A 13,879-nucleotide genomic window follows, 5' to 3' on the forward strand; every position below is an offset into this window, starting at 1 on the left:
TGTGAAAGAACGTGGGTTAAAGGTAAGGACTTATAAATAAAAGTTCCTAAATAAATTGAAGTGATATAATTTTTTTTAAACCGATTCCAAGATTGTAAATACTTTGATGGTCTCTACCGACTTTCTTTTGGACGGGGAGGGCAGCAACGCCTTTAAGGATGATGCTGCTAAAATACTTTAAGGATATTGACAGTATGCCTGATACTGTAAAACAAGCTCTGCTAAAGGTTATTGATGCTTATGTAAGGGATTATAAGACACAGAAGGCATATGCTTCTTAAATAGCAAACACCATTCTTTAAGACAGTTTTTGTGTTAGCTCTACGAATGATAAAACGGGAAATTTAAAAAACTGCATTAGCTAATAAGGCATCTTATCCCATTGACACCCTACACAATTATATAGACTATCCGGCACTTGTTTCTGTAGGTATATTTCATTAAAAGACGGGTTTTTTTTGCTGTATTTAACGATATACTTCTTTCCTATGTATCTTTTTAAAGAATCATAATCCTGAACACTCAATTGTTTGTTCTTAGATAAGTGATATTTGCCTTCAATAATTTTATTATCATTTGCATAAAATTGAAAATTAAACCAAGGCGCTACACGAGCTCCATATTCAACATCTTTTATTTCTGCAATTGTAAAATTAACATTTTCAGCTTTCAAACTATTTTGTCGAAGATTTGCGCCTATAAAATAGTAGAGCAAAACACTAACAATAACCATTAGAATAATTATCTTATATATATTATTGTTTTTCCGCATTCTCGTTTAAGGCTTTTTGGGAACCATAACTTCCCATTTGATTTGAAAACTCAAGAGTCATTTCCCCTAAAGTCTTGCTAGTGGGATCTGATAAATATTTTGAGAAAAGATTCGTTTTGCTCCCGAAAAGAGTGCCCGTAAGTGTTTCTCTGCTGACTTGGTCTAATGATTTAGAACCATCTAAAATACTTCTCCCCCCTAAATATTCAAACTCTGACAGACTGTAATTAGATTCAAAGGAGCTCCCAAATAAAGAACCCGCACCAGGTGTCATCAGAGCATCTCCAAGAAGTGAATAAGTATTTATTGTACCATCATTAAAAACAGCTTGGGCTGCACCACTAATCACACTTTTTCCTCCTATTGCCCAAAGACTCTGAGAGCTATATATTACACCTCCTGGATTTGAAGCTATCATTGGAAAAGCCATAGTCAATGGTGCATCGTTGAGCCAAAAGTCACTAGTGCTTCCTGGAGCTATCGATTGAGCCCCTAAATCAAATTCAGCCGAAAATGCCTCCGCTTGTAATTGTCTTATTTCTCGAATATTATTTGTCTCTCTTGGTGGTGGTGCCAAACTCCCCTCACTAATTGGGGTATTATTACCGACCATAACCATACTCCCCATATTAGTGCCGAATTCTATTGTTTGACCAACCTGAAGATAGGAGGGGTTTAAGTTAGGATTGATTTCTGACAATAAACCACTTGGTAATGAATACTCATTTTCTAAGCCAATAAATGTGTCCCCACTCTGTATCTTATAGGCAGTATAGCTAATCTTCTCCAATCCTTCCAATTCTAAATAGGCAATTGTAGAGTTCTCGCTAAATGCATATGGACTGTTAAATGAATACATTTTAGCCAATGGATCTGTAGCAAAAAACCTGCCCACACGTGGGTCGTGCATCCTAAAGGTATAGTTCAGGGAATTTCCCTCGCCTTTTATCTCATCATCCATCTCCTGCCCCTGAAAGCCGTAACGGTAATCCCCAGTGTTCGCATGCCTTCCAGGCAGGAGCATGCCGAAGGGATAGCATTTTATGTCAATGATCGAAATAAAAAAAAATAAATCAAGAATATAATTTGAAAATTTTGAGAGAGTAAAGTAAGAACTCTATTTATCACCAATTCCTTTCAACTTCATCAAAATTTTGAAAAAACTTAAATGCTTTAATATATGTACTATCCGAGATTAATTCGATACCGACAAGTTTCTTTTTTTTATCCTTAATAAAATTTACTTTATATAATCCTTGAAAAGGTTTATTACCAGTTTCTATGAGCAACATATTTCTTGTTTGGTCTTTCTCAATTATAGACCATTTGGAATTTGTATCTTTTTTTCCTTTCTCGGATTCTGGAAGTGATATTTTATTTTCTTTATTAAATACCATGAAATTTATATTTAATTTTTCCTTAAAACTATTGTTATTATAAATCATATCCTCAATTGCCCACTGACCATAAAATTTATTCGTTAAATTTCTTTTATTACTACTACACCCAACTAATAAGATAAAGATTAATAAAATAAATGTCGATTTCATCAAAATACTATTAAGGTTTTTCATTTTCTATGTTGGTATTATCTTTTTCCTTGTTTCCATTTTCAATTTCATTGATAGGAGCCTTATTTTTTAAATTATCCAGTTTCATTTTATCCCGCTGTCCTTCTTCTGTAAGTTCATAGTATATTCTCATTCCTGCTTGCATTATTTCATCTTCTTCAAAAGTACCATCTCCTCCAAACAATATAACATTAGCAATTTTAGATAAATCAGATATATTTACTAAATGTGGCGCAATGTATGTTTGATTTTCTTTACTAAGAGCAGCTTTGATTGCTGGCAAAACCTTATCCATTAGAGTTTCATGATGTAATTTAATTAAATCTAAATCATTCTGAGCATAGTAATTATTTAGTTTCTGTAAAGTGAAATTTGTAGCTTCAACTATTAATACAGCTACTGCGCCTTTAGCAGAACCACCAGTCTGAAGTCCGCCACCAACATTCTTCCTTGTGGTTTGTCTCAAATCTGGCATATTGGTACTTGCTGCTATTGAGCGTAAATCCGACGACTGAGATCCTGGCTGCAAACCAGCAAAAGTCTTACGGAGTTGATTTGATGCAAGTAAACTATTATAAGAGTCTGTTGATTGTGTACTTATTGAAATACTATTTCCCAGAATAACATCACCTTTCCATGTTCTTTCACCTGTAGGAATGCCTTGTTTATCGTATACAGGATCGGACAACATCAATCTTCCAGACCCAGAAAGATTTTGAACTCTTATCTGATTTATTCCATACTTAATTTCAACTAGCGCTTCATCAGAATCATAAAATTCAAGACCTTCAAGTTCTGTCCCGTCAATAACCCTATTTTCTGCAAAGGCAAATGGACTATTATAAGGATATTGCGCAGATAAAGGATCTAGGCTTAAAAACCTCCCTACCCTAGGATCGTGCATCCTAAAAGTATAGTTTAAAGAGCTTCCCGGAACACCTTTAATCTCATCATCCATCTCCTGCCCTTGGAAGCCGTAGCGGTAATCGGGAGTGTTTGCATGCCGCCCCGGCAGAAGCATTCCGAAGGGGTAATAATCATTATACGCCTTAATATCCGCATTAAAATAACTCAAAGAACTAAGGCTAAGGTAGGGATTTTTTTATCGCTTACACGCTCAGATATTGCCCAAGTGGATGCTCAATTCATAGCGCGGTCGCCCACCCGGTATGATAATCTCTTTTTATACTTCTTCACTAGGAGATTATCAAAATAAAAAACCTTTAATTTGATTTCTTATCTCTTTCTATTCCTTGTTCAAAATTCAAATATTCCATTGATTTTACTCTTCTTAACGGATAGTTCTTGGTTCCCATAATAAAACTAAGACATTCTATAGATTGAAATATTTTTTTATTATCTGAAAAGAAATCATCATTGTTTTTTCGATAAAGAGGTGCAGTCGTAACTATTTCTATATATCCGTCGTTCTCGCTGTACCGAATTCTTCCTAATTGGTTAAGTTCGAGTTTTTTTCCTGATAGAACAATATTAATTCTTAAAGGACTATTGTTTTTAACATATTCGTTTAAGAAATCATTTTTTGTGGATAAAATAAATTTGATTTTTGAATCATTATCAACAAAAATACTATCCCTTATAAAATATATTTTAGAGATCTCAAATGATTTATTACCAATTCCTTCCTTACAATCATTTTTATTTTTGCACTGAACACATATTAAAAGAAAAAGGAGAGCATATGTTTTCATCATTCTTCTTCTTTATAATTCAATGAAGTTGAATCAAACTCTAAATTTGTGTCAAAGAAACTTTCATACCAATCAATTGATTCATTTTGGATTTTACGATAATGATTAGCATATTCCCCAGTTACATTTTCTGACATATAATTGATGTATTTTAATAAAGCGGATTTTGAATTCAATTTATAGCCCTCTGATGTATGTTTCCAACTTTTATCAAGCACTTCCATTTTATGAATTTCAAAATGTCTAATCGCACTTCCTGTTTCTATTCCTTTCAATTTATCAAGAGGATGGGTTCGTTCATGAAGAAGGGTATTGTATAGTTCATAATAGTTTCCGGTTTTATCATAAAAATTTATAAATGTTGATTTGTTTCCATTCTTGTCTTCATAAAGACTAGCTTCTGCAACTGCTGCTCCCTGGGCTTTATAACCTTCGTAAACATTATTACCATTTACTGATATCTTATTATTAAAAAGAGGCGGTAGTTGCGATCCTAAATTTAAAGTTTGATTCTGGGTATAAACCGTTGTGGCAATATTTCCAAAAACTTCATCTGATGCTCTCTGTGTAGAATATGATCCATAAAAATACAATTGACCATCATCAGCTCCAGCATTAACTTGATCAATTTCATCTCTAACTTTTGAAATCATTTTTTCTTCCAAATAATATGATTCAATAACTCTCATTTCCGAAGACTTGTTTACTCGACCTATCAAGACACCGTCCGCAGTAAAATAAAATTCTCTGCCCTCTAAATCAATACCGTCAATAACTCTATTTTCAGAAAAAGCATAAGGACTGTTCCAAGGATAGCTTGAGTCTAAAGGGTCTATTGATAAGAACCTCCCCACCCTCGGATCGTGCATCCTAAAGGTATAGTTCAGGCTGTTCCCCTCCCCCTTGATCTCATCGTCCATCTCCTGTCCCTGGAAGCCGTAGCGGTAGTCCGGAGTGTTCGCATGCCGCCCTGGCTGTTACATGCCGAAGGGAGTGTGTTTTTATGTGAAAGAACTTGACTGAAAGATATGATTTTTTTAATTAAGATGAAAAAATAAGCTCGCTTTGCATAACTGCCAGGGGATGGATGGACTAAGCAATAACGAGAAGAAGTCAATTATATACTTATTGATTCGCTTGTCTCAAAGAAGAAAATGAAGGATAATTCGCAGAATCTTGTGAACTCCTGAACGCAAAAAAAGCTACTTTTTACGGTAGCTTTTTTTTAATTTCATCAACGTTTTATCCATTCTTGTCAATCCAATAATATTTAGAAGTTTTGGTTTTTAAGAAAAAACTAATTTTTTAGAGTATATTCCTTTACAACCTCTTTGCCATTTGGCATTATAAAATATTCTGAAAGAGGTATATTCTCTATCCACTTATTATTACTGTACTTATCCTCGATAACTTCATATACATTCTTAAAACTTATTTCGTCTTTGGAACTCAATAAATTTAAGTAGATTAATTCCGTTACTTCATCCTTCCAAGTACTATCAATAAAAAAACTTTGCTTTAATATCAAGTCTTTTTCTGCAATATTTCTTAAAGCTTGTTTAGTTTTTTCACCTTTAATTTGGTTGACCTTTAAAAGCACTTTACCGTCTCTGTAAAACTTGGCATTTAACTTTAAAATATAAGGGTTTTCTCTTACAAAATCAATGTTTTCAACTTTTGTTTTTTTTTCATCTTCAAATATAAACCCTTGATTATTTATTTTATAGTAATCATAAAAAGTTGAATCGTTAGCTTTGAATAAAGAATATTTTGTATCGATAAAAATTGACCCAAAACCATCCGTGGAATTAGAATATACACTCCTAAAATCTGTTAGATTGTTCTTATTGAAAACGGCAATATAAGCATCGTAATCATTATTCACGTTAGTTCTATGAGAAAAGAAATAGCAACTAATACTATCGTTAATTTTTTTTGTTCCTATTGCTTGAAAAAGATGATATTTCTCATTATCAATCGTAATAAGTGGTTGGCCACTAGAATCTTTTATATATTTCTTTAATACGCTATACGCTATTACCTTATTTTTTGAGTACTTAACGGCAATATCATCTATGAGTAAAGGTTTTTTTAATGATTTAAAGTAACTATTAAATCCTGCCATCTCATCACCATTCATTGAATTTTGACAACTAGCATTACCAAAACTCAATAAAAACAAAAAACAAATTAATTTAATATTACTTATCATTATTCCTTTGGTTTTTCAACAGTCACATCATTGGTCTCATCTGTCACAGATTTTAAAGTCCTTTCAGATTTAACTATATTGACTTTTTTAACTGGTTGAACATCATAATCAATTTTTATGCCACTTGGATTATTCTCCCTATCGACTTTAAAAGTCCCTAAAGTCTGTTCGGGTGCGTTTTGAATATAATCAACTTTATAATTTGAAGGTAGTTTTTCTACTAAATCATTAATAAAATCAGTATCAATGTTTTCCGCTTCAATAGTTACTATAACCTCAAAAGAATAACTTTCAAGCATCTCTTGATTTTTAACTTCAACAGTAGCAGAAAAATCCATACCAAGTATTCCTTTTTTACCTCTAGCTGATATAGTCTCTTCTTTTATATTTGTTTTTAAAACTCCTACTTCTTTATCTAAATCAGCAGAAATCTCACCCATTTTATTATTTATGCTAGTTTTTAAAGCCCCACTTAATGCTGTTGGATTTATTAGATTTACTCCGTTATGTAATAATGGTGATGACAACTGTCCAACCATAACTTGAGATTCTTTCTTGTTAGGATTAAATCTAAAAGCAAACTGTTCCGTTGTTGAGCCTCCAAAATTGAGAGCTTTCATATTAGAAACAGAAGTTCTTATTACACCAAATTCAATTGTTTTGTCGTATACAACAGATATTTTGTGTTTATATGTTCCTGGTATTTGCTCTTTAACTACTTTAAACTCCAAACCTTCCAATTCCACGCCATCAATAACTCTATTCTCGCTAAAGGCATAGGAACTATTCCAAGGATATTCGTGTGCCAGTGGGTCAACAGCAAAGAACCTTCCAACTCTCGGACCGTGCATCCTAAAAGTATAATTTAAGCTATTTCCTTCACCTTTTACCTCATCATCCATCTCCTGCCCCTGAAACCCATAACGATAGTCAGATGTGTTCGCATGCCGCCCTGGCTGTAACATGCCGAAGGAATGGGGTGTTTATGTGAAAGAACGTTCTTAAAGTTTATTTTTTTAGTTGAGGTTAATTTATATCATTATTAGAAACTGGAGGATGCTTAGCGTAATCGCAAAATTTAATCGTATCATTTTTAGAAGCTTGAGAGTCATCAATAAAATAATTTATCTTTAAATGATTGGATACTTTTAAAACAGAAGTCGTATCTCTGTCCTCAACAATTTCATTGAATACAATTTTAGACTTGAAAATCTTTTTCCTTTTGATTTCTTCTTCAAATTTAATAAAGCTAAAATTTGATGAATTTTTATCTCGTAGATGCAGAATTGTATATCCATTTGGAGGTATAATAAAACTGTTATTCACTTTTTCATAAATGACAATATTATTATCTTTTTTAAAAAGTTCTAAATCATAGACATTGTTATTACTGTTTATTAATTTAGCTATAGGATTATTAAAACTTACAATTATTGAGTCCATAGTAATATTTAGTACTTTGATGTTAAAACTATAAGATGAAAGTAAAAGTGGATTAGGATGAGCCAAATTGCAATCTTCGTTATATAGAAAAATATCTAAAGACTGTAAAGATAAACTATAGTCTAATTTATTTTCCTTCTCTACACAGGAGATTATCAAGATAAGTAAAAAAAAATATTTTAAAATTCTCATTCTGGAATATTATTAGGATCATTCCAATTGCCTGAATCCTTATTGAATTCTAATTTCGTATCAAATAATTTCTCATATTGTCCTTTCATTGTATTAATATAATCTGCGCTTTGGATAAAATTTGTACCCATATTAATATAGGATATAAAAGATTTTTTTGTAATATATTTAAAACTTGATGTAGTTTTTCCCCAAGAATCATGTTTAAACTGATCCATATAAACACTTATCTCATTTACTCCTGAAGTTTGATAACCATTCGCATTATATTCGAGATGACGATTTTCGTGAAATAAATCACTTAAAAGATCATAATAGTTATTATATTTATAATATTTCGTAATTCCCACTGCACCAGTATTACTATTCATTTCACCAAAAGCTTGAGCAGTATGAGGTTTTTTTGCTATTTTTACCTTCATATTATCAGAATAATTATAATGATCTATATTTTTAACTTCGCTTTCAACACTTATTTGATCATTATATAGTTTAATTTTATTTCCTAATCCTTCCTTTTTATATATAGAAGTAGCTACTTTTGATACTGTTTCATTATCGTTTAGCATTAATGATTTACTTTCAAAATCCAGCATGTAGTTTAAATTAGAACCAGGCTTACCATCCTTTTGGATATTCATTCTAATATTATCTATTCCTTTTTTTTCTACATAATGATCGTTTAAAACCTTTATAGTGTTATCATTTCCAAATTTTCCTAATTTCTGTCCTTTAGAAGTGAAATAAAATTCTAAACCTTCTAAATCTATACCATCAATTACTCTGTTTTCTGAAAATGCATATGATGAATTCCAAGGATATTCCTTAAACAAAGGATCAACAGCAAAGAACCTTCCAACCCTCGAATCATGCATTCTATAGGTATAATTAAGTGAATTTCCTTCTCCCTTTACCTCATCATCCATCTCCTGCCCCTGAAACCCATAACGATAGTCAGATGTGTTCGCATGCCGCCCCGGCTGTAACATGCCGAAGGGAGCGTGTTTTTTATGTGAAAGAACGTGGGGTTAAAAGTAAGGTTTTATCAAGAAAAATTTTAGGTTGATGAAAAAGATAAAGCTACCATCTTTGCCATCCTCGATTCTTTTATCTCAAAACGCAGGTTCAAGGCCACCCTAATGGGGGTGCTAAACGAGATAGATTAGGTTTTTAACAGGTTTTATTTAAAAGCTAATGACAATATCATATAGATCACTATTCCTAAAATTATTGCTACGATTATCTCGTTTCTAAGCTTATCTTTTGACATTAAAACCTGATTTAGTTATTTCTGTAGTATCGAATATTTGTTTATTTAAGTTGATTTGATTTTTTTTTGGGTCTTCTTTTGAAATTGTTACTTCGTAAAAATTACCTATATATCTTTCATTCCCCTCAGAATCGACCTTACTTGAGCCTTCATATGAATGGTTTTTATAATAATATATATATTTTACATTATGAACAGTATATTTTGAGATCGAGATTTTATAAACTTTACCTACAACTGCTACAGGGTTTTTATTAATTTCATTTACATAATTATATCTATAAACCATAAGTATCCCAAACAGTAATAAAACTATTAGCACTACGTATTTTTGGCTACCTGATTTCAAATTCATTATGGCCTATCATCTTTGTTATCACTTGTATTTTCAATCCCTTGCCCTACTACGTTAGTTCCTGCTTCTAAAGCGGTATTGCCTAATGATTCCATAAAAGTACCTAAAGATGGGGATAGATTAAATAAATCACTTCCGGCATTATTAAGTTCTTTGCTAAGGCCAACTCTAGTTGACCCCAAGGTGATTTCTAAAGCAGTTGTTTGAACACTATTTGTTGTAGGTCCATTCTCAAGTGTAAAATTGGTATAGGCTTGCGCAAAAATCGATGCCCAACCGCCGGATATTGTACTTAAACCAACATCTCCATAATCTATATTATCAAGACTAAAGTCGTGCCCTATATATTGTCCGAAAAAGCTTGAGGTACCACCTACTACGGCTGCGCTGGTAGAATTAATTGTAAAACCACTACTTAACGCACTCTGCCAAATTGTGGCCGATTCAGCAACTAGGGCAAGCTCCCCAACAACGGCTGGGGCTGCTACTGCGGCACCGATAATGACCGCGGGAACTGCCAAGGTGCCCACCAGTACATTGCCTGGGTCAAAACTTTGGTATGAATCGTATGTATTCTTACGGTGCTCTGAGCTTGCAGAATGATTCAGTGCATCTATAAACACACTATTCCCATTTATTGTTTTGCTCCTAATCTCTTTAGAATTAATACTATGCTGGGTTGTAACAGGAGTACCAAATAATAAGGGTGAACCTGGAAAACTTTGGTATATATAATCTGTAAGGAAATATCTGTTAGGTTCTCCATTTCTAATTATATAAATTGCTTTGGTCAAAATATCGAAATAATAGTCATCTTTCCCATCAGGATCTTTGAAAATAATAGGGTTGTTTCTTGAAAAAACATAATTTGATTGGTCAGCTTTAGGCTGCTTGTCCAAACTGAACCATCTACCGCTCCTGGGGTCTTGCATTCTTGCTCCAAAATCATAACTGTTTCCTTCACCCTTTATTTCATTATCAGCTTCCTTTCCATTGAATCCATACCGGTAACCCCCAGTGTTCGCATGCCGCCCTGGCAGCAACATGCCGAAGGGGTAGTAATCGTTATAAGCTTTAATGTCCGCATTAAAATAACTTAATGAACCTCCTGCTAAGATAGGAATTTTTTTGTCACTCACCACACTTAGAACATTTCCTAGATGATTGGTTAACTCATAACGTCTATTACCTATATCTCTGTAATGAGTTCTGGAGATGGAAGCATCATCTAATACATTAACAACCCAAGGATTTTCATTTACCGTTAATGGCATTGTAATACTATCTTTAGAGATTGGGTTGCCAGTTCCTTCTTGCATTGAAAAAGTATCTTCAATGGTATTTTGACTTGTAGTTAATTTATATGAAAAATCTTTTAATTGAAATCTTTTACTATAAGTTCCACCTATAATGGAAGGGGTATTTAAATCAATCGAAGGTGGTGGCGTGGGGTTTGTTCGTGCAATGTTCACACCACTTGATACATCAAAGACAGAATCATTTACTGTGATAAAAGTATTATCTGCAGACGGTGTAAATGCAGTATTAAATCGTAAATTTAAACCCTCTGAATTCATTATAGATTGACTTATACCATTACCTGAATCAATATCAATCTTAATTTGTTCTTCCGATTCATTTGGGATGATACTACTTAAAAAGAAAGAAAGATAATAGTTACCACCTTGATTTTTTATATATGTTTTTAGTTTATTTAAACGATTGCTGTGTCCTACAGGATCATCAACGGTATTAACAAAGGCAATTTGACTTACCATTATAGAGTCATTAACACTTAAAGCCTCTGTTAATTTTATTTTCATTGACACATCATAATTAACAGGAGTATGAGAAAATTCGTCTGTAATGCTACCCACAGACCATTCGCCATATTTATTATTTCCTAATTCCAATGCTAATTCATTTGCCGGGGTTTGCACCACAGGAGAGGATGTAGCATCCTGGACAAAGCTCGGATTTATTTTCTCTTCAATACCTAACCTACTACTACCGTAAATATGGTGTTCTTTGGTAAGATAACTATAAAAGCGGTTGTTTTCATATTGTTCTCGGTTGGCTTTAGTTTCAAAAACACTAAGTACATTTCCCTGTGCATCACGAGCATAACGAGTTGTGACAATTTCAGATGAAGCATTAACCTTAACACTTTTAGAAACTCTATTTCCTAAGCCATCATAATTAAATGTGATAGTCTCCACTGATGCATCTTGCGAAGTTGGAGCGTATTTCTCAATTTTTTTAACTTTACCGTCTACTCTCCAAGAGATGCGTATGTTTTCTGTTTTGTCTTCTATTAATTGTCCAATTTCATCATATATATAGTTATGGGTTAATTCATTCATTTCATCATAACTTATACCAAGCGCAGCTTCTTGATCATCAATATCTACAGCGTATGTGTTACTAGAAATATCATCATTAACTAAAGTAAGTTGATTATTTATGGCTTTATAGTTGTAGGCTAATGAATCCATTCGAGCGAGGGCAGTTCCACTTAAAACATCTCTTGAAAGATGTAATAAATTTCTATTTTTATCATAGCTATAACTTGATGCATAGCTAGGTATAGACTGGTTTGGGTCTGAAAATTCGTTTGCCAGTGACTTGGATGTCATTCGTTTAATCCTATTCAATTGATCATACTGATAATTGTTAATCTGAGAGCGAGCCATAGAGTTTTCAGAAATACGCAAGTCTGTGACCATTTGCTTTATATTACCATTGTATAAGTTTTTACCGTACGGGTTTGCATTTGAGATGGGAAAATTTCCATTTACATTATTACTTATGGCCTTATAGTCGTTTTCAAAATATCCCAATGAGTATCCAAAAGCGTCCCTAGCTACAAGAGAACTGGATATACCATCTTTTCCAAAATCGTTTAATGGGTTTTTAATTTGTTCGCCATTTACAGACTTTAACCATCCTTGAAGGGTATAAACGTAATCCATACCCTGAACTTTCTTATCGCCAATTTCAATCCTTGACAAAGGACCGTGTTCATAGTATTGATAGGATGCGTCATTTTCCCAAATGTTGCCATCTTTAGATGTTTGTACAGCGGTTATTCTGTTATCTGCATCATAATTATAACGATGTATAAATTGATCTGCTTTATCTTTTTGAAATGTGACTTTTTTAACGTTTCCACTTATAAGATCATAATCATAACTTACCCTTTTTAAATGTTTATTATCATTATTTGGACTATAAAGATCAGCATAATAATTTACCAACTCTTTTACATTTCCATGGATATCATAATTATAAAATATTGCATTGTCAAGGGGATAAACTACTGCTCCACCTGACGCTCCCATTAAATTATAATACAGTATTGCACTTACGCGATTTCTTAAAGTAAGTAGGTTATGATCCAAAAAGAGGTCGTTTGGATTGAAAAATGGATATTTATCATAATGAGTGCGTGTTACTTCTCTTCTTGAATATGTTTCAGGGAAGCCATTAACAGCAAGACCTTGTTTGTGTAATCGGCCTTCTTCTGTTATATTAAATTCCTGATAAGGTGGTAAAACTTCACCTGTTTCTTTTATTCTTCCCAATTCGTCATAATACGTATAACTAAATTGTTCGTTAGGAATTGCTCCTCCATTATAATCTACTAGCTTAATATTATGAAGTTTTGTATTGTTGGTAAGCATTCCAAAAACAATTCTCATAGGAGCTCCTATTTAATTGACAAAAATATAAAATATAGTGTGAAATCTGAATTTGACAAAATTTTTATACTCGAAGACTTTAACAACAATTTATATGAGGTGAATAATTAAATTCTAAAGGTATTACAACGATATAACTAGTAAACCTTTTCAAGCTGAGGGAATTATATTTAGGAAATATTTTGATAAATTTGAGAGTTATACAGTAATGTCAGATAGTTGAATTATGATTTGTGGAGCCTGTTAAGGTGAAAAATTTATAACTAGGAATTGAATTTAAATATTATTAAAATTGAATTAGCAGAAAAGTAACATTACAAGACCACTTAATCATAACCATCTAATTGGAGAATTTTTAAATTTCGACACTTTGAAACAGTACCTAGAACCGTACCTAGATTTTAATATTTAAGTAAATTCAAGTAATCTAAGTTGCTGAATGTCAGTCTTGAAAAATTGTAGTTATAAAGTTATCTAAACTCATAACCCGAAGGTCACTGGTTCGAGTCCAGTTCCCGCTACTAAGTAAGAAGACTTCACTATAAATGTGAGGTCTTTTTTTTTTTTGAATATATCTTTTCAGAACAGGACGAGAAGTTTATGCTGAGCGCAGTCGAAGTAAGTCCAGTTCCCGCTACTAAGTAAGAAGAC

11 protein-coding genes and 1 pseudogene are annotated in these 13,879 nt (G+C 32.7%); all 12 read right to left on the bottom strand.

What is annotated here, in order from left to right; genetic code table 11:
• Nucleotides 1-361 precede the first annotated feature (361 nt).
• The 12 genes and pseudogenes from K8344_RS06485 to K8344_RS06540 all read right to left on the bottom strand — a co-directional run bounded on the left by K8344_RS06485 (nt 362) and on the right by K8344_RS06540 (nt 13,228).
• Nucleotides 362-772: a hypothetical protein gene (locus K8344_RS06485; protein ID WP_237607924.1), complete on the bottom strand. Its 411-nt coding sequence runs from the start codon at nt 770-772 to the stop codon at nt 362-364.
• Nucleotides 756-1,796 (bottom strand): RHS repeat-associated core domain-containing protein, encoded by a 1,041-nt coding sequence (locus tag K8344_RS06490; protein ID WP_237607925.1) that lies wholly within the window; start codon nt 1,794-1,796, stop codon nt 756-758. The genes K8344_RS06485 and K8344_RS06490 overlap by 17 nt, the downstream gene beginning before the upstream one ends.
• A 100-nt stretch (nt 1,797-1,896) precedes the next feature.
• Entirely contained in the window at nt 1,897-2,346 is a 450-nt protein-coding gene (locus tag K8344_RS06495; RefSeq protein ID WP_185099672.1) for a hypothetical protein, read from the bottom strand.
• Complete coding sequence (locus tag K8344_RS06500) at nt 2,333-3,418, bottom strand: RHS repeat domain-containing protein (RefSeq protein WP_237607926.1); 1,086 nt, start codon at nt 3,416-3,418, stop codon at nt 2,333-2,335. Before K8344_RS06500 ends, K8344_RS06495 begins: the two co-directional genes overlap by 14 nt.
• Nucleotides 3,419-3,566: 148 nt before the next feature.
• Nucleotides 3,567-4,058 (bottom strand): hypothetical protein, encoded by a 492-nt coding sequence (locus tag K8344_RS06505; protein WP_185099670.1) that lies wholly within the window; start codon nt 4,056-4,058, stop codon nt 3,567-3,569.
• Nucleotides 4,055-4,996: pseudogene (locus K8344_RS06510) on the bottom strand (RHS repeat-associated core domain-containing protein); the annotation flags it as partial. The gene K8344_RS06505 and the pseudogene K8344_RS06510, both read right to left, overlap by 4 nt.
• Before the next feature lie 356 nt (nt 4,997-5,352).
• Entirely contained in the window at nt 5,353-6,267 is a 915-nt protein-coding gene (locus tag K8344_RS06515) for a hypothetical protein (RefSeq protein WP_237607928.1), read from the bottom strand.
• Nucleotides 6,267-7,232: a hypothetical protein gene (locus tag K8344_RS06520; RefSeq protein ID WP_237607929.1), complete on the bottom strand. Its 966-nt coding sequence runs from the start codon at nt 7,230-7,232 to the stop codon at nt 6,267-6,269. The genes K8344_RS06515 and K8344_RS06520 overlap by 1 nt, the downstream gene beginning before the upstream one ends.
• Nucleotides 7,233-7,293: 61 nt before the next feature.
• Nucleotides 7,294-7,902: a hypothetical protein gene (locus K8344_RS06525; protein ID WP_237607930.1), complete on the bottom strand. Its 609-nt coding sequence runs from the start codon at nt 7,900-7,902 to the stop codon at nt 7,294-7,296.
• Nucleotides 7,899-8,891: an RHS repeat-associated core domain-containing protein gene (locus K8344_RS06530; protein ID WP_237607931.1), complete on the bottom strand. Its 993-nt coding sequence runs from the start codon at nt 8,889-8,891 to the stop codon at nt 7,899-7,901. Before K8344_RS06530 ends, K8344_RS06525 begins: the two co-directional genes overlap by 4 nt.
• 267 nt (nt 8,892-9,158) lie before the next feature.
• Nucleotides 9,159-9,527, bottom strand: coding sequence for a hypothetical protein (locus tag K8344_RS06535; protein WP_237607932.1), 369 nt, complete (start codon nt 9,525-9,527; stop codon nt 9,159-9,161).
• The gene (locus tag K8344_RS06540; protein WP_237607933.1) at nt 9,527-13,228 is read right to left on the bottom strand and encodes an RHS repeat domain-containing protein; all 3,702 of its coding nucleotides are present in this window, start codon (nt 13,226-13,228) and stop codon (nt 9,527-9,529) included. The genes K8344_RS06535 and K8344_RS06540 overlap by 1 nt, the downstream gene beginning before the upstream one ends.
• Nucleotides 13,229-13,879: the final 651 nt, after the last annotated feature.

It is taken from the genome of Aequorivita xiaoshiensis (assembly GCF_022008395.1).
Taxonomy (GTDB): domain Bacteria; phylum Bacteroidota; class Bacteroidia; order Flavobacteriales; family Flavobacteriaceae; genus Aequorivita; species Aequorivita xiaoshiensis.

Coding starts and splice junctions, on each gene's coding strand:
- K8344_RS06485 (WP_237607924.1), bottom strand. CDS start 772: ATGCGGAAAAACAATAATATATATAAGATAATTATTCTAATGGTTATT.
- K8344_RS06490 (WP_237607925.1), bottom strand. CDS start 1,796: ATGCTCCTGCCTGGAAGGCATGCGAACACTGGGGATTACCGTTACGGC.
- K8344_RS06495 (WP_185099672.1), bottom strand. CDS start 2,346: ATGAAAAACCTTAATAGTATTTTGATGAAATCGACATTTATTTTATTA.
- K8344_RS06505 (WP_185099670.1), bottom strand. CDS start 4,058: ATGATGAAAACATATGCTCTCCTTTTTCTTTTAATATGTGTTCAGTGC.
- K8344_RS06515 (WP_237607928.1), bottom strand. CDS start 6,267: ATGATAAGTAATATTAAATTAATTTGTTTTTTGTTTTTATTGAGTTTT.
- K8344_RS06520 (WP_237607929.1), bottom strand. CDS start 7,232: ATGTTACAGCCAGGGCGGCATGCGAACACATCTGACTATCGTTATGGG.
- K8344_RS06525 (WP_237607930.1), bottom strand. CDS start 7,902: ATGAGAATTTTAAAATATTTTTTTTTACTTATCTTGATAATCTCCTGT.
- K8344_RS06530 (WP_237607931.1), bottom strand. CDS start 8,891: ATGTTACAGCCGGGGCGGCATGCGAACACATCTGACTATCGTTATGGG.
- K8344_RS06535 (WP_237607932.1), bottom strand. CDS start 9,527: ATGAATTTGAAATCAGGTAGCCAAAAATACGTAGTGCTAATAGTTTTA.
- K8344_RS06540 (WP_237607933.1), bottom strand. CDS start 13,228: ATGAGAATTGTTTTTGGAATGCTTACCAACAATACAAAACTTCATAAT.